The sequence below is a fragment of the Pseudomonas sp. Irchel 3H3 genome (assembly GCF_900187635.1).
Classification (GTDB): Bacteria; Pseudomonadota; Gammaproteobacteria; order Pseudomonadales; family Pseudomonadaceae; genus Aquipseudomonas.
This window is the reverse complement of record NZ_FYEC01000020.1, coordinates 1-25,584: the sequence shown is the minus strand read 5'-3', so window position 1 is coordinate 25,584 and position 25,584 is coordinate 1. Positions and strand designations below refer to the sequence as shown.

The window sequence follows — 25,584 nt, the reverse complement described above, 5'->3', positions numbered from 1 at the left end:
CCAGCGTAGCCTGCATCCATTCCCACCCAGCAGGACGGTGCCATGACCCAGATTTCCAGCCTCACCCATGCCCTTTCGATCAACCCCGCCACCGCCGAGCAGATCGGCCACTACCCTTATGAGTCCGCGACTGAACTGGATGCGGCGCTGGCCCGGGCCAGTGCCGGGTTCGCCACCTGGCGCCGTACCCCGCTCGCCCAGCGAGCCCAGGCCTTGATTGCCCTCGCCCAGGCGCTACGCGACAACGCCACGAGCATGGCCCGGATGATCACCCTGGAAATGGGCAAGCCGCTGACCCAGGCCCGTGGTGAAATCGAAAAATGCGCCCAGCTCTGCCTGTGGTACGCCGAACACGGCCCGGCCATGCTCGCTGCCGAACCGACCCAGGTGGAAGGCGCCAAGGCGCGCATCGAGTACCGCCCGCTGGGGCCGATTCTCGCGGTGATGCCGTGGAACTTCCCGATCTGGCAAGTCCTGCGCGGCGCGGTTCCAGCCCTGATCGCCGGCAACACCTACGTACTCAAACATGCACCGAACGTGATGGGCAGCGCCTACCTGCTGCGCGATGCCTTGCGCCAGGCCGGGTTTGCCGAGGGTGTGTTCGAAGTCATCAACGTCACGCCGGACGGCGTCTCCAGTGCGATTGCCGATCCACGGATCGCCGCCGTGACCCTGACTGGCAGCGTGCGCGCCGGCATGGCCATCGGCGCCCAGGCCGGTGCGGCCTTGAAAAAATGCGTGCTGGAACTGGGGGGCAGCGATCCGTTCATCGTGCTCAACGACGCCGACCTCGATGAAGCGGTCAAGGCCGCAGTGCTCGGCCGCTACCAGAACACCGGGCAAGTCTGCGCAGCCGCCAAGCGCCTGATCATCGAACAGGGTGTGGTCGAGGAATTCACCCGCAAGTTCGTCGAGCTGACCCGCCAACTGGTGGTCGGCGACCCCTTGGCCGACGCAACCTACATCGGCCCGATGGCACGTGTTGACCTGCGCGACGAGCTGCACGAGCAGGTGCGCGAGACCCTGGAGCAAGGCGCGACCTTGCTGCTGGGTGGCGCCAAGGCCGAAGGCCCGGGCAACTACTATCCGCCGACGATTCTGGCCGACGTCACCGACCAGATGACCGCCTTCCGCCAGGAACTGTTTGGCCCGGTGGCGTCGATCATCACCGCCCGCGATGCCGCCCATGCACTGGCGCTGGCCAACGACAGTGAGTTCGGGCTGACGGCGACTGTCTTCAGCCGCAACCTGGAACTGGCCCGGCAACTGGCGGACGAACTGCAAACCGGTGGCGTGTTCATCAACGGCTACAGCGCCTCCGACCCTCGCGTGAGCTTCGGCGGCGTGAAGAAAAGTGGTTTTGGCCGCGAACTGTCGCACTTCGGCGTCCGCGAATTCTGCAACGTCCAGACCGTGTGGCTGGATCGCCGCTGAGGGCAGCAAAAAACCCGGGAGCACCGGGCTCCCGGTTTTTTAGCGGTGCAAGGGGCTAACGATCAGTCCTGATCCTGGTTCAAGGCTGAGCCAAACACCCCGTGGTAGAACTCCCCGACCCAAGGACCGAACTCCGGTCCGTAGTTCTGTTGCAGGTCGATGTTGTACTGGCTGAACACACCATTGACCAACTGCGGCTCATTGATCATGAACCAGGGTCCGCCGCTGCCACCCGCCGTCAACTCATCGTGCTTGACCACGATGGACGGCGCGGCACTGGCCACCTGACTGCCAATGCTCTGCCATGGCACTTGACCGTCGAACGGGAACAGCACCGTGGCTTGCCCCGGATAACCGGTGTTCCTCCAGCAACCGGCAACCATGCCCCACTGCAAGCCCACCCAGCCGACCACATCCCCTACTCCGCGGCCATCGGGGCCGGGTTTGACCTTACAGAAACCCAGGTCCCAGGCCGGGCTCTGGGTGCTCTCCCAGGCTGTCGGCCAATTCCAGTTCTCCACTTGCCAGCCACCGTAAGGGGCGTTGCCGTTTTCATAGGCGGGGACGAAATAGAGATTGCTGGCTTGATGCCCATCGAGCAGCAGGCAGTGGGCCGCCGTCAAGATCCCGGATCGATGCACCACCACCGCCGACGCGGTGCACGGCCTGCCATTCATATCGAAGAACAGCTTGCCGACGGTACGCTGCGGGTACTCATGCAGGTGCTGAACCCGCGAAGTATCTGGCCCCAGGTGCACACTCAAGCTGCCCGCAGACGGCGGTGTCCCCCCGGCCAACAGACTGTTGGCGTCGCCGCCGACGATCGACCGACCAGCCTCCGGCAGCGGGTATTCATCCAGCGCGTGAGTGGAGCGATCCAGTGGCTGTGCGCTGGCCATGCGTTCGGCGGTCCACAGCGCGGCAAGGTCTTCGAGCGACGTGGTAGCGCTCGCGGAAAAGTCCTGGGCATGCACGGCGGTGGCCAGCCATGGGCCCACCGGGTAGAGATTGGCCTCCACCAGGTACCAGACGATGTTCCAGCTGTAGCCTCGGTCGTAGTCGCTCTTGACGAACACATCGCCGCTACTGCGACCGATTACCTGCTCGCTGACTTTGTGCCAGTCGCCGCCCGTGCCATCGTCCCAGTTGCAGATGATGTCCCAGCCGACAATCACCTTGGTCGAATCACGGAAGGAGAACACGTGTTTGTTCCAGCCGATCCGCCATTTCGCCTCGACATGGTCCGAGACGCTCTGGATGTTGATCCCCGGCAGGTCGCCTTTCTGGAACCCGAAGCTCCAGCGCACCGTGCCCTTGTCGGCGTCGAAGTTCTGGTCCTTCTTCGGCTCGTTTTTTCCCGCCGCGACCACCTGGGTGTAGAACACCTGGCGGTTGTTGATCTCGCGCAGGCCGTTGAGCAGGCGATTGGTTTCATCGGTTAACAACTCGATCATTTTCGAGTCTTTGGGCAAGGAGGCTTGCTGCGCCTGGATTTTCGATTCCAGCCGGTGGTACGGCTCCTCGACCAGGCGTCGGCCGAAGTCCGGGCAGCTACTGAACAAGGCGCGCGCCAGCCAGAAACGGTTGTAGAGAAAGCTCAGCTCGGAAAACACCACCGGGCTGACCGGCACTTCGCCGGAAATCGACGGGTCGATCACTCGATAGTGCTGCAGGTAGGTTTCCAACTGATTGGCTTGCAGCGACTGGTTGAACCACGGCAGCAACTCGGTGACGATGGTCTCGGCGGTCCAGCCCGTTTTCGGTGGCGAGGGGATCGCGCTGTTGACCCCGGTGGCCTTGATCCGCACTGAGACGCTGGCGTTGTGTTCCTTGGAGATTCTCTCGAAGCTGGCGCTGCCCTCGGTACTGAACACCTGGGGCACATCGGCGGCCATCGCGGCGGTGAACTTGTTGCGTTGCTCGGCGCTGGAAAAACGGCACTGGTAGATCGCATACAAGGATGAACCGGCCCTGTAGCCTGCGACAAAATAGTCGCCGTACTTGCTGCGAAAATCCTCGCCTGGAGTCACGTTCAGTTCGTTCTTCTGCGCTAGCGCGTACTGGCTCTCCTCGATCGACACCTGGGCCACCAGTGTCACACTCAGCTCGGAAACCGCCATCTCGTTGAGGAACGAGGTACTGGCCGAGACATTCACCCCCTCAAGGTTGTAGGCGGCCTTCACCGAGCCGGAAATCATGCTCTGCAGGTCGCTCTCGGACTGCACCAGTGAATAGATGAATTCCGTCGACTTCTGCCCCGCCGGGGTCACCGTGAACGGCTTGACCGCCGAGGCACGCAATTGACCGGTGATGGCATCGACACCCAACCCGAGCTGGTAGCTCTTTTGCCACGGCTGGCCCACCACTGTGGTGTTGAGCAGGGAGGTCACCGGATTGCTTGAGATCTGTTTCATGGGTCGTTCTCCTTAACAGTTTGAACCGCACAATCGTCACTGGCGCCCGACACCCTTGCGGTGCACTTAGCGCGTCACCACCCTGGCAAGCTTGTGCCAGGCCCACAAGCAATGGCGCATGCGTGCTGCGCACTTCGCGTGCGTGGTGCTCAGTAGCCGCTGGCAGGGTCTTGAAGAACACGGATCAGGTGCGCACGTGCCCGGTCACACAGATCGGGGAAAGGCTGCTCGACCGGCCATGGTGCCGGCTCTCGGTGCTGCTCCATGCCACCGCGCCCCAGCAGCAGCCAGTCCGCCGATACGTCCAGGTACTCGCACAGGGCGATGACATTGGCCAGGGTCATGGGACCGCCCTGGCACCAGCGCGATACCGCGCTTTCGCTAACCCCCATGGCGGCAGCCAGCGCGTAGTGTTTGTTGATGTGGCGTTGCCCCATCGCCTTGCGGATACGTCGTCCTCGATTCAGTGGCATGTCAGCCCCTCTGCAATGAATATCCTGTAGGGAAATCTGGCACAAAAGCCAAGCACCAGTGAGCGATCGCAGGGGGAACTGTGCGGCAGCTAGCAAAGCGCGGGGGGAGACAGCAAAAAAACCGAGGGGTATCAGCTAATTTCGAGCAGTTAAACGATACCGGGCCTTGTGGGAGCAGCCGGGCGACGTTCCGTTTGCTCGCGAAAAACGTCAACGATAACGCGTGCATTCAGAATAACCGCGGCGCTCTCCAGACCATCGCGAGCAGGCCGCAAGCGGGCGCTCGCTCCTACATTAAATTTGCTGAGTGTCTGCAAAACCTGCGGGCGGCCAAGCTCACTGTAGGAGCGAGCCTGCTCGCGAAAAACGTCAACGATAACGCGCACATCCAGAATAACCGCGGCGTTCTCCAGACCATCGCGAGCAGGCCGCAAGCGGGCGCTCGCTCCTACAGGGATTGCGCCGGGCCTTGTGGGAGCGGCCGGCCTGCAACGCCTTAGTGCTGGAGGATTTTCGAGAGGAAACTGCGGGCCCGGTCCGAGCGTGGGGCGCCGAAGAACTCCTCGGACTTCACGTCCTCGATGATCTCGCCGCCATCCATGAATACGATGCGGTCAGCCACTTTACGCGCGAAGCCCATTTCATGGGTCACGCACATCATGGTCATGCCCTCGCGGGCCAACTGGACCATGACGTCCAGCACTTCGTTGACCATCTCCGGGTCGAGCGCCGAGGTCGGCTCATCGAACAGCATGGCGATCGGGTCCATGGCCAGGGCCCGTGCAATGGCGACCCGCTGTTGCTGGCCGCCGGACAACTGGATCGGGTACTTGTGCGCATGGCTCTTGAGCCCGACGCGTTCCAGCAGGGCCATGCCCTTTTTGGTCGCCGTGTCACGGTCGCGACCCAGCACCTTGATCTGCGCCAGGTTGAGGTTGTCGATGATGCTCAGGTGCGGGAACAGTTCGAAATGCTGGAACACCATGCCAACCCGCGCACGCAGTTTCGGCAGGTCGACACCCTTGCCCGTGACAGGCTGGTTCTCGATAAAGATCTCGCCTTCCTGCACCGGCTCCAAGCCGTTGACGCATTTGATCAGGGTGCTCTTGCCGGAACCGGATGGCCCGCACACCACCATCACTTCACCACGCGAGAGCTCGGTGGTGCAGTTCTTCAGGACCTGGAAGTTGCCGTACCATTTGCTCAGGTTTTTCATCTGGATCATGCGGTTCTCCCTACATTTCTTTTCAAGCGCTTGGTCAGGCTGGAGAGCAAGTAGCAGATCACCAGGTAGACCAGGGCCACGAACAGGTACAGCTCCACCAGGCGCCCGTCACGCTGGGCGAACTTGCTGGCCGCGCCGGTAAAGTCGGCGATGGACAGCACGTACACCAGTGAGGTGTCCTGGAACAGGATGATGGTCTGGGTCAGCAGCAAGGGGGTCATGCGGCGCAACGCCTGGGGCAGGATCACGTAGATCATCGATTGCGCCGGACGCAGGCCGAGGGCGGCCGCGGCCTGTCGCTGGCCGCCAGTGATGCTCTGGATACCGCCACGAATGATCTCGCTGTAGTAGGCCGCCTCGAACATGCAGAAGGTCACGAAGGCGGTGACCACCGGGCCGATCTGCACCGGGCGTTCGGTGCCGAAGGCCATCTGCAGGAGCAAGGGCATCAGGAAGTAGAACCAGAAGATCACCAGCACCAACGGGATGCTGCGCATCACCGTCACATAGCCCAGGGCAAAGCCGCGCAGCACGCGGTTGTGCGACAGACGCATGAGGGCCAGGAAGGTACCGGCGACGATGCCGACCGACATTGCCACCAGGGTCAACAGCAGGGTGAATTTCAGGCCATTCCACAGGGCCGGCATGGCCCGAACAATGACGCTTGGGTCTAGATCAAACATGACTACCTCGTCGCGCCGCGAATGGCCAGGGAACGTTCGATGTGACCCATGACAAAGGTCACCAGCAGCGAAATCACCACGTAGATCACGGTTGCGGCGGTGAACGCCTCAAAGGTGTTGAACGAGTACTCGCTGACGTTGCGCGCCTGCGCGGTCAACTCCATCAAGCCGATGGTCAGGGCCACCGATGAGTTCTTCAGGGTGTTCAGGGCCTCGGAGGTCAGCGGTGGGAATACCACGCGGATCGCCTGGGGCAACAACACCTGCAGGTACATCTGGGTCGGGCGCAGGCCCAGCGCCAGGGCCGCACCCCGCTGCCCGGCGGCGACCGATTCGATACCGGCTTTGAACAGCTCCGACAATTTGGCCGAGGTGAACAGGGTCAGCGCCACCACGGCACTGAAGAACGAGGGATAGGGCAAGTCCTGCTTGAGGTAGTCACCCATCGACACCGGCAGCAATTCGGGCACCACGAAGAAGCAGATGAACATTTGCACCAGCAGCGGGATGTTGCGAAACACCTCGGTGTACAGGTTGCACAGCCATACCAGTGGCCGCAGCGTACTGGTGCGCAGGGTGCCGACCAGGCCACCGATCAACAACGCGAGGATGAACGCGACCAGGGTGGTCGCCAGGGTCCAGCTGGTGCCGGTGACCAGCCAGTGCAGATACGACGAAGTTTCTCCGGGAGCGAAATCCCAGAACACGCTCCAGTTCCAGTTGTAATCCATCAACCACCAACCTTTAAGAAAAAGCACAACGCTTGCACGCTGGACACGCTCTCCCCTGCGCAGGAGCTGGCAAGCCAGCGCCCGCGCCTTGAAAAGCGCCTCAGCTCATTGGCAAACCGGCATCAGACGCCGGTGTCGTTCGGGTGCGCGATGGCTTGTTTCAGCGCTTCGCTCATCGGCAGGTTGATCACGGCATTCTTCGGCGGGATCGGCTGCTCGAACCATTTCGGGTACTGGGTATCGATCACGCCAGTACTGTAGAGGTTGCGCAACACGTCATCGGCAAAGGACTTGAACTGCGGGTCGTTCTTGCGGATGCCGATGGCATAGGGTTCGGCGGACATCGGCTCGGGCAGCAAGGTGTAGGCATCCGGGCTGCGGCTTTGGGCGATGGTTGCCATCAACTGCACGTCGTCGTTGATGTAGGCCACGGCGCGCCCGGTTTCCAGCATCAGGAAGGCTTCGCCACCGTCCTTGGCATTGAGGATTTTCAGGCCCAGCTGTTTTTCCCGGTCCAGGTTCTTGGTGATCCACTCGCCGCTGCCCCCGGTAATCACCACCACCGCCTTGCCCTTGAGGTCGGCGACGCTGTTGATGCCGGCGGTCTTCTTCACCGCGTACTTGGCGCTGGCCACATAGCTGGTGAGCAGGAAGCCGATCTGTTTCTGGCGCTCGACGGTGTTGGTGGTCACCCCACATTCCAGGTCGATGGTGCCATTGATCAACAGTGGCGTACGGGTCGCCGCGACAACCGAGACGTACTCGGTCTTGAGGCCCGGCTCGCCCACCTTGACCTTGATCTGGTCGACGATTTTCTGGCACAGCTCGATGCTGTAGCCGATCGGTTGCTGGGCATCGTTGAGGTAGGAAAACGGCAACGAGGCGTCGCGGTAGCCGAGGGTGACGGTGCCCGATTCCTTGATTTTCTTCAGGGTTCCTGTGAGGTCGTCAGCCTGTGCAACGCTGGTGCCCAGACAAGCAGCGACGACTAGGGCAAGCAGCTGTTTCTTTTTATCGAGCATGGGGATCTCCGACTATTGTTATGGCAGCTTTGGCACAGCGAAAGGGCGAAGAACTTCAGCGCAAGGCATCCAGCGCTTCGCGGATACGAACGACAGCTTTTTGTAGGTTTTCCCGGGAGGTGGCGAACGACAGCCGGAAGTACCCCGGCAACCCGAACGCCAACCCCGGCACGACGGCGACACCGGCATGGTTGAGCAGATAGGCCGACAACTCGACGTCATCGCTGATCACCTGCCCGTCCGGGCTGACCCGACCGAGCAGTTGGCTGCACTCGGGGAAGGCATAAAAGGCCCCTGCCGGTGCGCTCAGGCGCAAGCCGGCGCACTGGCGCAGACCGTCCACCAACAGACGACCGCGCGCGGCGTACTCGGTGGCGCTGTGCTTGACGAAATCCTGCGGGCCTTGCAGCGCGGCGCGCGATGCCTCCTGGGAAATCGCGCTGGCGCCTGAGGTGCTTTGCGACTGGATCTTGCTGATCGCGGCGATCAGCGCCTTGGGGCCGGCGGCGTAACCGATGCGCCAGCCTGTCATGGCATAGGCCTTGGCCACGCCATTGATCAGCAAGGTGCGCTCACGCAGCTGCGGGCAGGCATTGGCGAAGGACACGAACGGTTGGTCGGCGAGCAGCACGTGCTCGTAGATTTCGTCGGACATCACCAGCACATTGGGAAAGTCTTCGAGCACCTTGCCCAGCGCTTGCAGCTCGGCGAGGGAGTAGATCGCGCCGCTGGGATTGGACGGCGAGTTGAGGACCAGCCAGCGGCTCTTCTCGGTCAGCGCGGCCTGCAGCGCCTCGGCGGTCAGCTTGAAGCCGACCTCGATGCCACAGGCAATCACCTGCGGGCTGCCGCCATTCAAGGTGACGATATCGGAATAGGAGACCCAGTACGGCGCGGGGATGATCACCTCGTCACCGGCTTCCAGGGTGGCCATGAAGGTGTTGAAGATCACCTGCTTGGCGCCGTTGCCCACGGTGATCTCGTCGACGCTGTAGTCCAGGCCATTCTCGCGCTGGAACTTGCTGACGATCGCCTGGCGCAAGGCCAGGGTGCCCTGGGGCGCGGTGTAGCGGGTATGGCCGTCACGCATGGCCTGGCAGGCCGCGTCGATGATGTGGGCCGGGGTATCGAAATCCGGTTCACCCAGGCTCATGTCGACAATGTCGCGACCCTGGCTGGCCAGCTCCTTGGCACGCATGGAGATAATCATGCTCGGAGAAGAAGAGATCTGCTTGACGCGTTGACTTTCAAAACTCATGAAATGCCCGCCTTCCATGGAGGTCCGCTGAAGATCATGGAGGATCGTCAAGCGCCTCGCTGTTGTTGTACGACGTAGTATGACATGCGTTTTTCTGATTTCGCAATCGCCAAGTGCCAGTGTTTTTTTTCCACGCAAAAAAGCCCGTCATCCCACGATAACTAGTGGTTATCGTGGGATGACGGGCCTGATGGGTCTAGATGAGGGTGATGGCAGCGCTAGGTTCAAGCAGAAAAAAATCGCTGCCTGGGTTGCTTAGCTCTGAAAGAGGTACGATGACTTATAGGCCTCTTCCGGTAACTGATGCCTTCCAGCACCTAGGCGGGCGTATTGAGGCACACCACCTTGGGCTGGGTCATTTCCTCATAGGCAAAGCGCACCCCTTCGCGTCCCAGGCTGCCGTACTTGGAGCCGCCGAACGGCATCGCATCGAAGCGGTAGTCCGAGGAGTCGTTGATCATCACCCCCCCCGCCTCGATCCGCCGAGCAGCGCTCATGGCCGTGGCCAGGTTACCGGTGAAGATCCCTGCGTGCAGGCTGTACTCCGGCTCGTTGGCCAGCGCGATGGCCTCATCGAAACTGTCGAAGGGTTGCAGGACCACCACCGGGGCAAACACTTCATCGCGCCACAACCGGCTGGCGTGATCGACATTCTCCAGCACCGTTGCCGCGTAGCAGGAACCTTGGCGGCGATGACCGCAGAGCAGCGTGGCGCCCTCGCGCAAGGCTTCGTTGACCACCTGCTCGGCATTCTGTGCAGCCTGCGGGGTGATCATCGGCCCGATATCAGTGCTCGCCAAGGTAGGATCACCGGCGACCAGCGCCTCGGCCTGGCGCACGAAGCCTTCGCGAAAGGCCTCATAGACCGACGCCTGGACCAACAGGCGCTGGGTGCCGATGCAGTTCTGCCCGGCCGCCCAGAACGCCCCGGACACACAACTGTCGATCGCCGCCGGCAAGTCGCAGTCGCCCATCACGATCACCGGCGCATTGCCGCCCAGATCCATGGCCAGCTTCTTCAGGCCGGCGGTGCGGGCAATCTTTTCGCCGGTGACGAAGCCGCCGGTGAAGGAAATCATCCGCACCTCGCGGGCGGCCACCAGCGCGCGGCCCAACTCGGCCCCGCCGGTAGCGACCGTGACGACCGCCTCCGGCAGCCCGGCTTGCACCAGGTAATCCACCAGGCGCAGGGCCGACAAGGGCGCCAACTCCGAGGGCTTGAGGATCACCGCATTGCCCCCCGCAATCGCCGGGCCGAGCTTGTGCGCCACCAGGTTCAGTGGATCGTTGTACGGGGTGATCGCGACGATCAGGCCCAACGGCTCACGGGTGAACCAGCCCTGGCGTGACTCGGAGCCTTCATAGGCGTCGAACGGCACCACTTCGCCAGCGTTGCGCTTGGCCTCCTCGGCCGACAACTTGAGGGTATTGACGCAGCGCTTGACCTCTTTTTGCGCCTGCACCAGGGTCTTGCCGGCTTCCTCGACAATCAGCCGGGCAAAGCCCTGGGCGTCGCGCTCGATGGCCAGCGCGGCCTGCTCGAGAATCCGTGCGCGACGATGGCGCGGCAGCGCGGCGCAGAGGCGCGCGCCATGCCGGCCCTGCTCCAGCAGCTGCGGGACCTGGGCCGCATCCACCTTGACAACCGTGCCGACGACGCTGCCGTCAAATGGGTTCAACACATCGATGTGCGGTTCAACAACCGCCAGGGCCAGACGCGATAGGTTCACAGGCTTTCTCCTAGTGGGTGACCACGGATTGGTGCAGGCTGATGATGTCCGACAACAACGCGTACGCAGTTTCCATGCGCCCGGCGCCCGGCCCCGAGACCGTCACTGCACCGAGCAATGGGCTGGTGAACGACACGGCGTTAGTGGCGCCGCTGATCGCGGCCAATGGGTGGTCGTTGCGCAACAAGCGCGGTTCGACCCGCGCACTGACCGAGCCGTCGGCCTGACGCGTGGCGGCGCCAATCAGCTTCCAGCGCGCACCCTCCTGGCGAGCCTTGGCGATGTCGTCCAGGGTCAGGGCGCTGATGCCCTGGCAACTGACATCGCTGACCTGCAGCTTGGCGTCCAGCAGTTCATTGGCCAGGATCACCACCTTGAGGCGCACGTCGTAACCTTCGACATCGGCGCTCGGATCGGCTTCGGCGTAACCCAGCTCCTGCGCCTGGCGCACCGCCTCGGCAAACCCCAGGCCGCCTTCCATACAGGTCAGGACGAAGTTGGAAGTACCGTTGAGAATGCCCTCGAAGCCGTTGATTGCACTGCCGGCCAGGGTCTGTTTGGCCAGGCGGATCACCGGTGTGCCGCTCATCACCGAACCTTCGTATTCAAACGCCACCTTGTTGCGCAGGGCCAGGGCCTTGAGCTCGGCACCGTGCAGGGCAATCGGCCCCTTGTTGGTGGTCACCACATGCTTGCCGGCCTCCAGGGCCCAACGGCAGAACGAGGTAGCAGGCTCGCCATCCACTGGATTGGTGAAGGTCGCCTCGGCAATGATGTCTGCCCCCGAATCCTTGATCACCGCCTCATTCAAGGCCTCGACCGTGCCACCAGGCATCTGGGCCAAAGCCCCCTTGGCCGCCGGCAACCGGGCCAGCACTCCAGCGTCCAGGCCTTCACGGCCAATCAGCGAACCCAGGAACAAGTCAGTCACCCCGACAATCTTGAGGCTGAAACCCAGCTCGGTTTTCCAGCCCTCATTACGCTCGGCAATCAGTTGGGCCAACGCCCGATTGACACCACCGAAGCCGACCAGCGCCAGTTTGTATTCAGTCATTTTGTTATTGCCCTTGATCCGGAAGATGGGTTGTTGGGCACTAGATTAGGCGGCGGGCCTGGGCAGTGAAATAGGCCAATTTGCTCTATTTCCTGAGCGTTTTGCCCAGGGTTTGCGCAATTTCACACCCCGTTGCGGGGGGCTCCCAGAGTGTGGTTTTGGGTGTTCGCAGATTTTGTGTACAGCCACAAAATTTGTGTGGGAGCGGGCTTGCCCGCGATGGCGGTGGGTCAGGCAGTATCGAGGTTGGATGGGGCGGCCTCATCGCGGGCAAGCCGCAAGCGGGCGCCCGCTCCCACAATGATTTTGGCTGTTCACAGATTCTGTATGCACCACATCAAACCTGTGGGAGCGGGCTTGCCCGCGATGGCGGTGGGTCAGGCAGTATCGAGGTTGGATGGGCCGGTCTCATCGCGGGCAAGCCGCAAGCGGGCGCCCGCTCCCACAATGATTTTGGCTGTTCACAGATTCTGTATGCACCACATCAAACCTGTGGGAGCGGGCTTGCCCGCGATGGCGGTGGGTCAGGCAGTATCGCGGTTGGATGGGCCGGCCTCATCGCGGGCAAGCCCGCTCCCACAGTGGTTTTGGCTGTTCACAGATTCTGTATACACCACATCAAACCTGTGGGAGCGGGCTTGCCCGCGATGGCGGTGGGTCAGGCAGTATCGAGGTTGGAGGCCGGCCTCATCGCGGGCAAGCGGAGCGCCGCCCGGCCCGCTCCCACAATGACTCCAGGGGTTCGCAGAGTTTGCATACCCCCCGACTCGCCCTAGACCACCGACGACAACACAAACGAGGTCACGGTGTTTTCCACCCCAGGCAGTGCCGAAATCTGCTTCCAGACCTTGTGCACCCGCTCAGGACTGGCGGCGCCGACGCGGAGCATCAGGTCGAACTCACCGCTCATCACATCGCACTGGATGACTTCCGGGATCGCTCGCAGCGCCTGCAGCACTTCGGCCCCGCGCATGCGATCGTAGCGGTAGACAAAGATCACCGCATTGATGTGCGAAGCGCCGGAATGCCCCTCCCCCGTGCGCACCGTATACCCCTGGATCGCACCATCGCGCTCGAGTCGTTCGATGCGCTGGCGCACGGCATTGCGCGACAGGTTGACCTTGGCCGCCAGCTCCGCATGGGCGGCCCGGGCATTGAGCCGCAGTTCGGCGATGATGCGCTCATCGAGGGGATCGAGAATACGTTTCACCGGGCCTCCCAAGGCAGCGCGCCCAGGCGCTGGCGAAGTGTTTGCAGATCATCCGCCTCGATCCGAGACGCCCCGCCGCCGCCCTGTTCCACCACCGGGGCAGGCATCATGGGCAGGACGATCCCCAGCTCGGCGAGCAACTGCGCCGACTTGCCGGGAGCGATCTCGCCCAGGGTCACCATCGGCGCCACCAGGCTGCGGCGATAGAGCCGGGCCGCGAGCACCCCGGTCGCCGTGTGGGGATCGATGACGTAGCCGGTGTCGCGGTACAGCGCGCTGATTTCCTGCACCGTCTCGGCATCGCTGACCGCGTAGGAGTCAATGATCATCCGCGCCTGTAACCAGCATTCGTTGGCCATGCGCATCTCGCCAGTGGCCTCGAACCCGGCCATCAGCGCACTCACCGCCTGGCCATCTTGCCCATACAGCGCCCAGAGCAAACGTTCGAGGTTGGAGAAAATCGACAGGTCCATGGCCGGCGACAGGGTCTGGTTGGCGTGCGACCGGCAGTAGTAATTCTTCAGGAACAGCTGGTGCAGCGCGTCATTCTGGTTGGTCGCGACAATGATCTGGGTAATCGGCAGCCCCATCTTCTGTGCGATGTACCCGGCATACACCTGGGCAAAGCTCGCCGCCGGCACGCTGACGCCGATGGGCCGCTGACCGCCACCCAGTTGCAACACCCCGTGGAAATAGAACACCAGTTGCGCCAGCACACTGACCCAGTTGCTGGAGTTGAAGCTGACCGCCTGCAAGTCGGCGCACGGCCACTGCTGGAATAGCTGACTGACCAGGGTCTGGCACTGATCGAAGCTGCCGTTGACCGCGAACCTGTGGACCCTGGGCCAGTTCACCGCCTGCAACTGCTGCCACTGCTGCGGCGCCACGCCAGTCTGCGGGTAAAGCAGCACCACTTCGGCTTGCGCGCAATGCTTGAATGCCTCGATGGCCGCCAGCCCGGTGTCGCCATTGGTGGCCCCCAGCACCACCGCCCGGCGCTGGCGTTTGCGCAAGAAGTGCTGCACCAGCTGCGCCTGCAGTTGCGCGGCAAAGTCCTTGGAGGAACCCGTGGGCCCGTGGAACAGCTCCAGCACCCACTCGTTGCGGTCGACCTGGTGCAGGGGCGCTATCGCACGATGACTGAAACCGCGGCAGGCAGCCTTGAGCAATGGGCGTAAATCCGCTTCGGCAATCGCCTCACCGATAAACGGCTGCAACACCCGCCAGGCCAGTTCGTCATAGGCCAGGGTCGACCAGTTGGCGATGTCCTGCGGGCTGAAGTGCGGAAGGTCGACGGGGACAAACAGCCCCCCATCGTCGGCCAGTCCGGATAACACGACTTTTTCGAAGTCAGCCTCTACGGCCGAACTGCGGGTACTGACATAACGCATGGTTGGCTCCGGCCATTCATTTGTGACGATGTGCCTGCTCCACCAGCCAGGTGGCAAACATGATCGCGTCGGGGTGTTCGTCGGTGCCGGCACCGCGCACCAGGTAGAACGACTCGCTGGCTTCGATGCGCTGGGCGAAGGGTTCCACCAGGCGCCCGTCCTCGAGCATCTCGAGCACCATCGAGGAGCGGGCCAGGGCAATGCCCTGCCCCAGCTCGGCCATGCGCAAGGTCGAGATCAGGGTGTCGAACTGCATGCCGGTCGAGGAATCGACGCTGTCGGCGCCAACCATCTTCAACCAGTAGCCCCACCCTTCTTCGTAGCCCAGCACGTGCAGCAGCGGATGCTGGGCCACGTCGGCCGGGACCTTGAGCGGCGAGCGCGCCATCAGCGCTGGCGAGCAGACCGGGAACAGGCTGTCCCAGGTCAGGCGCTGCGCCACCAGGCCGGGCCAATGGCCGTGACCCCAGCGAATCTCCATGTCGTCCTCGCCGTCCAGTTCCTTGACCCAGATATTGCTGATGTAGCGGATGTCGACATGCGGATGGGCCTGGCGGAACCCCACCAGCCTGGGCGCCAGCCAGTGCACGAAAAACGACAGGCTGCCGCGCACCTTGATCGGCCGGCGCTTGTGCTGGCCGAAAATTTCGTTGGTACCCACGGCCAGCCGGGTGATCGCGTCCTGCACCACGGGCAGGTAGGCCTGCCCTTCCTCGGTCAACCCCAGGCCACGAGGCAAGCGCTTGAACAGCGCCACCCCGAGGTGGCTTTCGAGCTGGCGGATCTGCTGGCTGACGGCGCCCTGAGTGAGGAACAACTCGTCGGCGGCGTGGGTGAAGTTCAGGCAGCGGGCGGACACCTCGAAGGCCCGCAACCAGTTCAACGGGGGTAAGGTTTTTTGCTTCATGGCCTGGACCTCTGTGACACCCCCGCACCGAGCGAACCTGCCCAGCCCGCCGACGGTTACTAGAACGCATCGGACGGTTGTGCCAAGGGGGCAAGCGCCAAGCGGCGCTCACGGCTTTTGCGGGTAATGTAATACACGAAGTAGCACCAGGCGATGAAGGGCAAGCCGAAGTACAGGGCCACGCGCTGCTCAGGGTCGAAGGCGATCCCGATGCAGGCCAGGCTGCAGCAGACCAACGCCCCCAAAGGCACCCACGGATAACCGCGGACCCGGAACTTGAGGTCGTGGATATCGCCGCCGTTGGCCACGTAGTGTCGACGAAAGGCGATCTGGCTCGCAGCGATGCTCATCCAGACCACCACCACGGCCAGCCCGGAGATCGATACCAGTGCCAGGTAGATGGTGTCGGCGGCAAACACACTGCTGAGCAGGGAGGCGGCGCCCCCGGCCATGCTCACGATGATCGCGTTGAGCGGCGTGCCCATGCGGGTCAGGGCTGAGAATTGCTTGGGCAGGTGTCCCTGGTCGCTGAGGGTCCAGAGCATTCGCGAGGCGGCGTACAACCCGGAGTTGGCTGCCGACAGCAAGGCCGTGATGATCACGAAGTTCATGATGTCGGCGGAGTACGGAATGCCGATGTAGGTGAACACCGTGACAAACGGGCTCTCCACCAGCCCGGCCTGCTCACGGGGCAACAGAGTCGCGAGGACAAAGATGGTGCCGACAAAAAAGATCGCCAGGCGCAGCACGGTGGTGCGGATGGCCCGCGGTACATTGCGTTGCGGGTCCTTGGTTTCACCGGCGGCGATGCCGATCAACTCGGTGCCGGAGAAGGCAAAGGCCACCGCCAGCAAGGTCATGGCAATCGGCATGAAGCCGGTGGGGAACAAGCCTTCACGGGTGAAGTTGCCCAGGCCGATGCTGTGCACCTGGTCGATGTTCAACAGGCCGAGAATCGCCCCGCCGCCAATCACCAGGAACACCACCACCGTTATCACCTTGATCAGCGACAACCAGAATTCGGTCTCGGCAAACAAGCGCACGGAAATCACGTTGGTCAGGAACACCACCCCGGCAAACAGGGCGCTCCAGATCCACACCGCAGTGTCCGGGAACCAGCGCGTCATGAGGATGCCGGCGGCGGTGAACTCCGAACCGATGGCCACCGTCCAGGTCAGCCAGTAGAGCCAGGCCACCGTGTAGCCGGTGCCCGGGCCGAGAAAGCGCGTGGCGTAGGTGCTGAAGGAGCCGGTTTCCGGCATCTGCACCGCCAGTTCGCCGAGGCACATCATGACCATGTAGACCATCAGCGCGCCAATGATGTACGCAATCACCGCGCCCAGCGGGCCGGCCTGGTTGACGGTGTAGCCAGAGGTGAGGAACAGTCCGGTGCCAATCACGCCGCCCAATGCCAGCATGACGATGTGGCGGGTCTGCATTTCCTGTTTGAAACCGGAACGCGGGTCGAGTTGTTGTTCTTTTATGGACATGGTTGTTCTCATGAAAGGGGTTAGGGCACGCACTGGCGCCTGCGCTCGGTTGCCCGGCAGAGGCGCACCCAGGTTTTATTGTTATGGCTCTTCATGAAGTCCCCACGGACGGTCTCGCCGTGGGGCTGGTGATCCCTCCTCGTCAGCCTGCGACCTCGACGCTCGGCGGATTGCAGGTAACACGCGCCATCGACGCGCTTTGCTCCTCCCGAGTGCGCCGGACATGGGCAAACGCCTGCTGCAGATCCGCCAGCAGGTCATCGGTGTCTTCGATGCCGACCGAGACCCGCACCAATCCTTCGGAAATCCCCAGGGCGAGACGCTCCTCCAGGGTGTTCTCGACGTGGCTGGTGGTGCGGGCCGGGCCGTAGATGGTTTCCACCGCCCCCAGGTTGCCCGCGCAATGGGCATACCGCAGGCGTGGCAGCAGCACCTTGACCGTGTCCATGCCCCCCACCAGCACGAAGCTGACGATGGCGCCAAAACCGCGCATCTGCGCAGCAGCGACACTGTGGTTCGGGTGGCTGGGTAAGCCGGGGTAGTTGACCGACTCCACCAGCGCTTCGCTGCACAGGTAGTCCGCCAGGACGCGGGCGCTGTGCTGCTGTTGGCGCATGCGCAGCACCAGGGTCTTGATGCCACGGATGATCAGGTAGGCCGAGAATGGGTCGAGGGACGCACCGTTGATTTCCCGGTAATGCCGGACCTGCGCCATCAGGGTTTCGCTGCCGCACACCAGGCCGCCAAGCACGTCGCCATGGCCGCTGAGAAACTTGGTCGCGCTGTGGATCACCACATCCACGCCCAGCGCCAGGGGGTTCTGGTTCAGGGGGGTGGCGAAGGTATTGTCGGCCACCACCAGCGCACCGACACGCTTGGCCGCGGCGACCAGGCGCTGGATGTCGAGAATTTTCAGGGTCGGGTTGGTCGGCGTTTCCAGGTACAGCACACGACAGCCCTTGGCGATTTGCGCTTCGATCTCGGCGTGATCGAAGGTTTCGCACAAGGTCACTTGAACGCCCATGCGCGGCAGGAATTCTTCGAAGATTTTGTTGGTGCCGCCGTAGCTGTCCTTGGTCGACACGACTCGGTCACCGTTGGCCAGGAAGGTGTAGAGCACACTGCTGATGGCCGCCATGCCGCTGCTGAACGCCACTGCGGACTCGGCCTGTTCCAGCTGGAGGATCTTCGCTTCGAGGGTCTCCACCGTCGGGTTGCTCATGCGACTGTAGATGAAGCCGGGGGCCTTGCCCAACGCCACGTCGTACCAGACGTCGATGTCGTCGTAGGCATAGGCAGCACTGGCAACGATCGGCGTTTGCGTGGCGTTGTAGGGATGCCCGCCCTGCTCCCCGCCCCAGACCGCACGGGTCCCCGCGCCGGCCTGGGTGAGTCCTGCGCTGTCAGGTTTTTTATTCATAGAGACTACTCGCACTAAGGATGGCGAGCGTTCAGCCACTCACCGGGTATGGCGGCCAATATAGGGAAATACACCGCCCCCGAGAAACGATGGAATCGGTGGCAAAGGGGCGGTTTTTTTAATGGCTGGGGGACGGGCTGAACGGTCAGGCTCCCCCCCTGCGTCGCCCCTTCAGGCTCACACCTGATCCATAGCCTCGACCACGCCGTTGTCCTCCCCCAGGAAGCCGCCGCTTTGATGCTGCCACAGCCGCGCATAAACGCCGTTCTTGTCGAGCAGTTCGGTGTGGGTACCTTCTTCGATGATGCGTCCGTCATCCATGACAATGAGCCGGTCCATGGCCGCAATCGTCGACAGTCGATGGGCGATGGCGATTACCGTCTTGCCTTGCATCATTTCATCGAGGCTTTCCTGAATAGCCACTTCGACTTCGGAGTCCAGCGCGCTGGTGGCCTCGTCCAGCAGCAGGATCGGAGCGTTCTTGAGCATCACCCGGGCAATCGCGACGCGTTGGCGCTGGCCGCCGGACAGCTTGATGCCCCGCTCACCCACCAGGGTGTCGTAGCCGGTGTGGCCTTGTCGGTCACTCAGTTGGTTGATGAACCCATCAGCCTGGGCATTGGCCGCGGCGCTGCGGACCTGCGCGTCGGTCGCATCGGGACGGCCATAGGCGATGTTGTCGCGAATGGAACGATGCAGCAGGGAGGTATCCTGCGTGACCATGCCGATGGAGGCACGCAGGCTGTCTTGTGTCACGTTTGCGATGTTCTGGCCGTCGATGCGAATCTCCCCGCTGTCGACGTCATAGAAACGCAGCAGCAAGTTGATCAGCGTGGACTTGCCAGCACCAGAGCGACCCACCAGGCCGATTTTTTCACCAGGGCGGATACTCAGGCTCAAGCCATCGAGCACCTGGCGTTCGCCACTGTAGTTGAAGCTGACCTTATCGAAGGTGACCGCGCCACCGCTGGTCATTAGCACGCCGGCATCTGGCGCGTCCTGCACCTTGGCGCCCTGGGTCAGCGTCGCCATGCCATCCTGCACGGTGCCGATGCTTTCGAACAGCGAGGTCATTTGCCACATGACCCAGTTCGACATGCCGTTGATACGCAATGCCATGGCAATGATTGCCGCCACGGCACCGGCGCCGATCTCGCCCTGATGCCATAACCACAGGGCATAACCCCCTGCCGCCATGATCAACGCCACCACCAGTGCCTGGTTGACGATATCGAACAGGCTGACCAGGCGCATCTGGCGAAAGCCGGTTTGCTTGAAATCCTCCATCGCTGCACGCGCGAAGTGCGCCTCACGATTGGAGTGGGAGAATAGTTTCACCGTCGTGATGTTGGTGTAGGCGTCCGAGATACGCCCGGTCATCATCGACCGCGCGTTGGCCTGTTCCTGCCCGACTTTCCCCAGACGAGGCACGAAGTACAGCATGGCCACGCTGAACAATACGACCCAGGCAATAAAAGGCAGCATCAGCTTCAGGGCGAAGCCGCCGGCCAGGGCGATGATCGCAATCAAGTACACGCCGATCCCGGGGGCGATCTCGATAAGGGTAAACAGCACATCGCGCACCGCTAGCGCAGTTTGCATCACCTTGGTCGTGACTCGACCGGAAAACTCATCGGAAAAAAAAGACAGGCTTTGCCGCAGCATCAGGCGATGGAAGTCCCAGCGCAGGCGCAACGGCAAGTTGATCGCCAATATCTGGTGCTGCACCATGGTGCGCAGCGCGACCAGGACGACACTGGTCACCATGACGATGCCCATGCCCCACAACACGCGACTTTCCTGCGCCGCCGCTGCACCGCCTGCCTGCCAGGTCGAGAGCAGGTCCACGACCTGCCCGAGGAAGTAAAACAACCAGGCTTCGTAGATCGACACACCGGCACTCAGTAGCGCCAGCGCCAGGATGTAACCACGAGCACCCCGCGTACAGGCCCACAAAAATCGAGCCAGGCCGGCGGGTGGCGGTGGCACCTCATCTGGCGGAAAGGGGTCGAGCCTTCGTTCAAACGCACCCAGCATGGTGATCTCCAAAACCATCCAGTCTAGTCCGTTCGACAAAACACGAGAAGCCTGGCGGTTTTTCGAGCGGCGGTTATGGGGTATCGTGCCGACCTCGAAACCGGCTGGTATTCATGGAGGAACAATTGCGGATCTACATTACCGGTGCGTCGTGTGCGGGCGTGACCACATTGGGACAAAACCTCGCAACCCTGCTGGCTGTTCGGCAGGTCGATGTCGATGATTTTTTCTGGATGCCCACCAACCCTCCGTTTACCACCAAGCGACCTGCCGACGAGCGCGTGTCATTGATCCAGCAGGAGTTCGCTGACGAAGATTGGCTGCTGACCGGTTCTTGTTTGGGTTGGGGAGATGCGCTGATCCGCCAGGTCGATCTGATTGTGTTCGTTGCAACTCCAACGCCGGTTCGCCTTGAACGGCTGGCCGCCCGGGAACAGCAGCGCTTTGGCGATAGCATCGCACCCGGTGGCGACATGCATGAGATACACGTGGCCTTTCGGGAATGGGCTGCGCAGTATGACAATCCGGACTTTGCAGGACGCAACCGAGCGTGGCACGAGGCGTGGTTATCCAAACAAACGGCACCAGTCCTGCGGATCGACGGGGCCAACAGTGCTGAACAGATGGCAGCGGATGTGATTGCTGCATTGTCGCAAGTATCGTAGTCACTCGTAACCGAGCCGGCTTCCCCGCTAGCTGCTGGTAAAAGGATGAGCACCATGACCCGCACCCGCCACATCCACCTGATGGCGACCTATAACCAGTGGATGAACAGCAGGATTTATCAGGCCGCCCGGAGCCTGCCAGACGAAGAGTTGTGCATGGATCGTAAAGCCTTCTTTGGTTCGATTCTGCGGACCTTGAACCACCTGGTGGCCGGCGACACGGTCTGGCTGCAACGCTTCGCCACGCACCCAGCGAACTACCTGGCACTGGGTGCGATTGGCCAATTTCCCGTCAGCAGCCTGGACCAGTTGCTGTTCCCGGATATCCGCGAACTGTCGGCACATCGAGAGTGGCTCGATGAGCAAATTGTCGAGTGGTCTGGCTGCATTACCGAGTCGGACCTGGATCACACCCTCCATTACAGCAGCATGAAGGGTGTACCTGCCGACAAGAACTTCTACGCGTTGCTCATGCACTTTTTCAACCATCAGACCCATCACCGCGGACAAGTGACGACCTTGCTGTCACAGGCGGGTGTCGACATGGGGGATACGGACCTGGTCATACTTGTTCCGTCCGAGCCTGGCGCACTGGATAGCTCGCGCTGAACTCACCATGCCACCTTGAAGCCCGCAGGCCCCGGATGCGACGGAAACAGTGGCAGGACTTCTTCGGCCAGTTCCTGGACGACTTCTGCGGCCGGTCGCTGGGAGAACTGGATGCCCAAGGCGGCATGGTTGACCCCGGCAGCGCGCCACTCACCCAGCAATTCAATCAAGCCTTTACGCCCGGTACGCAGCACATATCCCCCCTGTATCGGCGTGCGGGGATGGTTGGGGTCGTCAACCAGATCGAGCCACTCATTGGTCATGTGGGGCCGGAACCCGCCGTCTGCAATCAACCCCCGCCAGGCCTGGATCTTTGCCGCCAGGCGTTTCGGCCCTTCAGGTGTATGGGTCGCTTCGGGAAAGGTCAGCCAGCCATCCGCCTGCTCTGCGATCCAGGCCGGTGACTGGCGGGACGAACCGGTCACCATCAAGGGTATGACTCCCGCCACCGGTTGCGGCAAGAACTCAGCGCCGGTGATCCGGCCCAAGGGCGAATCGACGACGGGCGTTTGCCCACCGGTGAGCTGACGAAAATACGCCACCGCCTGGGCAAACCGCTCGCCACGCTCGGCGTGCTGCAGACCGTAGGCGGGAAACTCTAGCGGCCGGTCACCCGAGGCAATGCCCAGGACCAAGCGGCCGCCCGACAGCTGGTCGATCGTCGCCGAGGCCTTGGCCAGGTCGATGGGATGGCGCAGCGAAAAAATCGCACTGCCGGTTGCCAACGCAATGGTCTTGGTCTGGGCGGCCAGGAACGCCAAGTACGTGAAGGGGTCGAACACCTGGCCGGCATCACCGAACGCCGGATCGAACAGCGGCACGTCCCTCACCCAGACGGCGGCAAAACCCAGGCGGTCAATGTCCCTGACCATCTGCGCCTGCCCCGCCAGCACCGCCATGTCACCTTGATAGAAGCGCAAGGGCAGGAAAATCCCCAGTGTCAGTTCATCGGACGCGAACATGCGTCGGTAGCCGGGATGGCTGGCGAACGCCCAAGAGGATTTGCCTACGCCATGATCGATGCAGTTCATGCTCGTTCTCCAGGTTCAAGCGCCTGGAGCGGGCGTGGTAAGGGCGATGCACCCGCAGACTTGCCGGGCAGGATGAGCGCGGCACAGACCACACCGATCACCACCATGCCGGCGGAGACCAAAATGGCATAGCTGAAGCCTTGCACCGCGCTTCCACCATCGGCCAGCACGGCGATGCTGACTGCCACACCCATCGCCAGGCCCACGGCTGAACCCACCTCTTGAGTGGTGGTCAGCATGCCGCCGGCCAAGCCGTGGTCGACCGCATCAATGCCCTCGATCCCGGCCACCGTCCAGGCGGGAAACGCGACCCCGTAGCCAATCCCCGCCAACAAGGTGCCGGGAAGAATCGAGGCAGCCCAGGAGGCGTCCGCTGCCAGTGAGGCACCCAGCAGCGCCAGGCCGCCGATGAACAGGGTCATGCCGCCGAGGATGACCGGCTTGGTAGTGACCCTGGCGATCAGGCTCGGCCCGACCCAGGCGCTGGAGAGCGTGAAGGCAATCGCCATCGGCAGCAGCCCCATTCCGGTCTGGGTGGCGCTGAAGCCGAGGATTTCCTGCATGTACAGCGCCACGACCACAAAGGTCGGACCCAGCGCGGTGTTCGCCAGCAGCGAGACCAGGTTGGCCCCGCCGGTCATGCGCCGCCAGAAAATCGGGATCGGCATCAACGGCTGTTTGACCTTGCTTTCGACCCAGACGAACAAGGCCAGCAACCCCATGGCCAGAGCGATCAATCCATAGGTGATGGGCGACGCGAGGCCCACGTGTTCGCTGTTGGCAAAGGCGAACACCAGCGTTGCAGCACCCGCCGCGACCAGCACGGCACCGCCGGCGTCCAGGCGCCCCGCAGCCCTTGCCCCCTCGCGCTGACCCACCGGCAGATTACCCGCCAGGGCAATCACCAACACGCCAACGGGCACGTTGATCCACAGCACCCAGCGCCAGCCCATGAGGTCAGTGATGATGCCACCCAGGATCAAGCCCGCGACAAATCCTGTCGCGGCCACGGCCGTCCAGGCCCCCAGCGCTCGATTACGCGATTGCTCATCGGTAAACAGGGCCAGCAATAACGAAAAGGCCGCTGGCGAAAACAACGCCGCACCAAAACCCTGCAAGGCCCGGGTGAAGATCAGCATCGCCGGGCTCTGTGAAAAACCCCCGAGCAACGAACCGAGGGTAAAGATAACCAGCCCGAGCAGAAACACGCGCCGGCGGCCAAACAGGTCGGCCGCTCGCCCACCCAGCAGCAGGAACCCGGCAATGGCCACGCCGTACGCATTGATCACCCACTGCAAGGCGCCGGGGGTAAAGCCCAGGCTTTGCTGAATCTGCGGCAAGGGAATCATGGTGATGGAGAAGTCGAGCAGTGCAACGAATTGGGTGGTGCACAGCAATATGAGGCAGAGCCGCCAACGAGGGTTGTTCATACAGGCATCCTGATAGATATAGTTTTACTAAAGCTTCTTAGTCGCGCTAAACGAACGGTATAATCGCTGGCGTGCTGCTCCAGCGGAAACGATCATTTCTGCGCACTGACTTTAGGAAAACTAAACCTTATGGCCACCTCACTGCCCCTGCTCGCCCTGCGCACCTTCGTTGAGGTTGGCCAACGCGGCAGCATCAAGGCTGCCGCTCAAGCGCTGAGCGTCACCTCCGGTGCGGTCAGCCAACAGATCCGCCTGCTGGAAGATCGAATCGGCCTGGCGCTTTTCACTCGCCAGAGAAGCGGCTTGCGCCTGACCGAAGCGGGAGCCAGCGTTCACCCTTCCCTGCTCCAGGCGTTCGAGCAAATGGAGCAAGCGCTGCAGTCGCTGGAACAGATCAAGTCTCGCCAGACCCTGACGGTCAGCACGGTCGCAACGTTCGCCGCGTCGTGGCTGGTGCCGCGCCTGGGGCGTTTCAACCTGCGCCACCCGCACATTGAAGTGCGGGTCGAGGCGACCTCCGCCGTGATCGACATGCGCCGCGATCATGTGGATGTGGCCCTGCGACATGGCTTGGGGGTCTACCCCAACCTGCACGTCAGCCGCCTGATGGCGCCCGTCCTGGTGCCGGTGGCCAGCCCCCGGTTCATGGCCGACCACTCCATGCCTGAAGAGCCGCAGGAGTGCCTCGACTTTCCACTGCTGCACGACTCTGACCGGGCAGACTGGCCCCTGTGGCTGACCGCACACGGCGTGGCGAAAGACCCGCGCGCAGAACGCGGGACGGCGTTTGAAGATGACTTTCTGCTGATCCGTGCAGCGGAGGCCGGCCAGGGGCTGGCCCTGGTGCCCGTGGAATACGCCAGAGACGAAATCGCCGCCGGCCGCCTCGTGCAAGTCATGGATAAACCTTGGCCGGCACGCTTTGCCTACTACGTCGTGACGCAACCGGAGGCGATGCAGCGCGATGAGGTCAAGGCATTCGTTGCGTGGGTCATGGAAGAAGCCCAGGGCATGAATTAGAGGCCCCCCTGCGGCTAATGCTGATCAGTTAAGCGACGCCGTCCATTGTGGGAGCGGGCGCCCGCTTGCGGCTTGCTCTCGATGGACTTGAAAGCGCCGCGTATTTATTCATTTACGCGTTATCGTTCACGTCCATCGCGAGCAAGCTCGCTCCCACATCTATGGTTACCCCCTTTTCTGCAATACTGTTTTTGATGTCGTGTTTGGCTTGCTTTCATCTATCCGGCGTCTGAGTGGGGCTGCTACCCCGCGCCTCGATGAGAATCGATGCCCAACGATCCTGATTAGTGAAACGGCCTTTCAGCCGTGTGGGAGCCCAGGGTTGTCGTCAGGCCGGTTGGCCGTTCACG

Annotated in this window: 21 protein-coding genes; 4 read left to right on the top strand and 17 right to left on the bottom strand. The window is 62.4% G+C overall.

Annotation, left to right across the window (positions count from 1 at the left end):
* Positions 1 to 42 precede the first annotated feature (42 nt).
* On the top strand, positions 43 to 1,434 hold the full coding sequence (locus tag CKW24_RS19885) for an aldehyde dehydrogenase family protein (RefSeq protein WP_095169868.1): 1,392 nt from the start codon (positions 43 to 45) through the stop codon (positions 1,432 to 1,434).
* Positions 1,435 to 1,496: 62 nt separating this feature from the next.
* On the opposite strand, the gene CKW24_RS19880 is transcribed toward CKW24_RS19885, so the two are convergent.
* The 15 genes from CKW24_RS19880 to CKW24_RS19805 form a co-directional block, all read right to left on the bottom strand.
* Complete coding sequence (locus tag CKW24_RS19880) at positions 1,497 to 3,848, bottom strand: serine protease (protein WP_095169867.1); 2,352 nt, start codon at positions 3,846 to 3,848, stop codon at positions 1,497 to 1,499.
* 149 nt (positions 3,849 to 3,997) lie between these two features.
* Entirely contained in the window at positions 3,998 to 4,321 is a 324-nt protein-coding gene (locus CKW24_RS19875; protein ID WP_095169866.1) for a helix-turn-helix transcriptional regulator, read from the bottom strand.
* 496 nt (positions 4,322 to 4,817) lie between these two features.
* Positions 4,818 to 5,546 (bottom strand): amino acid ABC transporter ATP-binding protein, encoded by a 729-nt coding sequence (locus tag CKW24_RS19865; protein WP_095169864.1) that lies wholly within the window; start codon positions 5,544 to 5,546, stop codon positions 4,818 to 4,820.
* Positions 5,543 to 6,229, bottom strand: coding sequence for an amino acid ABC transporter permease (locus CKW24_RS19860; RefSeq protein ID WP_095169863.1), 687 nt, complete (start codon positions 6,227 to 6,229; stop codon positions 5,543 to 5,545). The genes CKW24_RS19865 and CKW24_RS19860 overlap by 4 nt, the downstream gene beginning before the upstream one ends.
* A gap of 2 nt (positions 6,230 to 6,231) precedes the next feature.
* Positions 6,232 to 6,960 carry an amino acid ABC transporter permease gene (locus tag CKW24_RS19855; RefSeq protein WP_095169862.1) on the bottom strand — a complete coding sequence of 243 codons (729 nt, stop codon included), beginning with the start codon at positions 6,958 to 6,960 and terminating at the stop codon, positions 6,232 to 6,234.
* A 122-nt stretch (positions 6,961 to 7,082) separates the two neighbouring features.
* On the bottom strand, positions 7,083 to 7,982 hold the full coding sequence (locus CKW24_RS19850; RefSeq protein WP_095169861.1) for a transporter substrate-binding domain-containing protein: 900 nt from the start codon (positions 7,980 to 7,982) through the stop codon (positions 7,083 to 7,085).
* Positions 7,983 to 8,037: 55 nt separating this feature from the next.
* Positions 8,038 to 9,240 carry a pyridoxal phosphate-dependent aminotransferase gene (locus CKW24_RS19845; RefSeq protein WP_095169935.1) on the bottom strand — a complete coding sequence of 401 codons (1,203 nt, stop codon included), beginning with the start codon at positions 9,238 to 9,240 and terminating at the stop codon, positions 8,038 to 8,040.
* Positions 9,241 to 9,557: 317 nt separating this feature from the next.
* A complete protein-coding gene (locus tag CKW24_RS19840; RefSeq protein ID WP_095169860.1) occupies positions 9,558 to 10,970 on the bottom strand; it encodes an aldehyde dehydrogenase family protein in 1,413 nt (470 codons plus the stop codon).
* Positions 10,971 to 10,980: 10 nt separating this feature from the next.
* A complete protein-coding gene (locus tag CKW24_RS19835; protein WP_095169859.1) occupies positions 10,981 to 12,024 on the bottom strand; it encodes a homoserine dehydrogenase in 1,044 nt (347 codons plus the stop codon).
* A 772-nt stretch (positions 12,025 to 12,796) separates the two neighbouring features.
* On the bottom strand, positions 12,797 to 13,234 hold the full coding sequence (locus CKW24_RS19830; RefSeq protein WP_095169858.1) for an Lrp/AsnC family transcriptional regulator: 438 nt from the start codon (positions 13,232 to 13,234) through the stop codon (positions 12,797 to 12,799).
* Positions 13,231 to 14,625: a threonine synthase gene (thrC, locus tag CKW24_RS19825; protein WP_095169857.1), complete on the bottom strand. Its 1,395-nt coding sequence runs from the start codon at positions 14,623 to 14,625 to the stop codon at positions 13,231 to 13,233. Before thrC ends, CKW24_RS19830 begins: the two co-directional genes overlap by 4 nt.
* Positions 14,626 to 14,641: 16 nt before the next feature.
* Complete coding sequence (locus tag CKW24_RS19820) at positions 14,642 to 15,532, bottom strand: LysR substrate-binding domain-containing protein (RefSeq protein ID WP_095169856.1); 891 nt, start codon at positions 15,530 to 15,532, stop codon at positions 14,642 to 14,644.
* A 59-nt stretch (positions 15,533 to 15,591) separates the two neighbouring features.
* A complete protein-coding gene (locus tag CKW24_RS19815; RefSeq protein ID WP_095169855.1) occupies positions 15,592 to 17,022 on the bottom strand; it encodes an amino acid permease in 1,431 nt (476 codons plus the stop codon).
* Positions 17,023 to 17,164: 142 nt separating this feature from the next.
* Entirely contained in the window at positions 17,165 to 18,442 is a 1,278-nt protein-coding gene (locus CKW24_RS19810) for a cystathionine gamma-synthase family protein (RefSeq protein ID WP_095169854.1), read from the bottom strand.
* Between the two features lie 177 nt (positions 18,443 to 18,619).
* Positions 18,620 to 20,479 (bottom strand): ABC transporter ATP-binding protein, encoded by a 1,860-nt coding sequence (locus CKW24_RS19805; protein ID WP_095169934.1) that lies wholly within the window; start codon positions 20,477 to 20,479, stop codon positions 18,620 to 18,622.
* Positions 20,480 to 20,604: 125 nt separating this feature from the next.
* Here CKW24_RS19805 and CKW24_RS19800 point away from each other — a divergent pair, with 125 nt between their 5' ends.
* Positions 20,605 to 21,144 carry an adenylate kinase gene (locus CKW24_RS19800; protein ID WP_095169933.1) on the top strand — a complete coding sequence of 180 codons (540 nt, stop codon included), beginning with the start codon at positions 20,605 to 20,607 and terminating at the stop codon, positions 21,142 to 21,144.
* A 54-nt stretch (positions 21,145 to 21,198) separates the two neighbouring features.
* On the top strand, positions 21,199 to 21,753 hold the full coding sequence (locus tag CKW24_RS19795; RefSeq protein ID WP_095169853.1) for a DinB family protein: 555 nt from the start codon (positions 21,199 to 21,201) through the stop codon (positions 21,751 to 21,753).
* Between the two features lie 2 nt (positions 21,754 to 21,755).
* On the opposite strand, the gene CKW24_RS19790 is transcribed toward CKW24_RS19795, so the two are convergent.
* Entirely contained in the window at positions 21,756 to 22,784 is a 1,029-nt protein-coding gene (locus CKW24_RS19790; protein WP_095169852.1) for an LLM class oxidoreductase, read from the bottom strand.
* Positions 22,781 to 24,214 carry an MFS transporter gene (locus tag CKW24_RS19785; RefSeq protein ID WP_095169851.1) on the bottom strand — a complete coding sequence of 478 codons (1,434 nt, stop codon included), beginning with the start codon at positions 24,212 to 24,214 and terminating at the stop codon, positions 22,781 to 22,783. The genes CKW24_RS19790 and CKW24_RS19785 overlap by 4 nt, the downstream gene beginning before the upstream one ends.
* 129 nt (positions 24,215 to 24,343) lie before the next feature.
* Between CKW24_RS19785 and CKW24_RS19780 the strand changes: the two genes are divergently transcribed.
* Entirely contained in the window at positions 24,344 to 25,234 is an 891-nt protein-coding gene (locus CKW24_RS19780; protein ID WP_095169850.1) for a LysR substrate-binding domain-containing protein, read from the top strand.
* Positions 25,235 to 25,584: the final 350 nt, after the last annotated feature.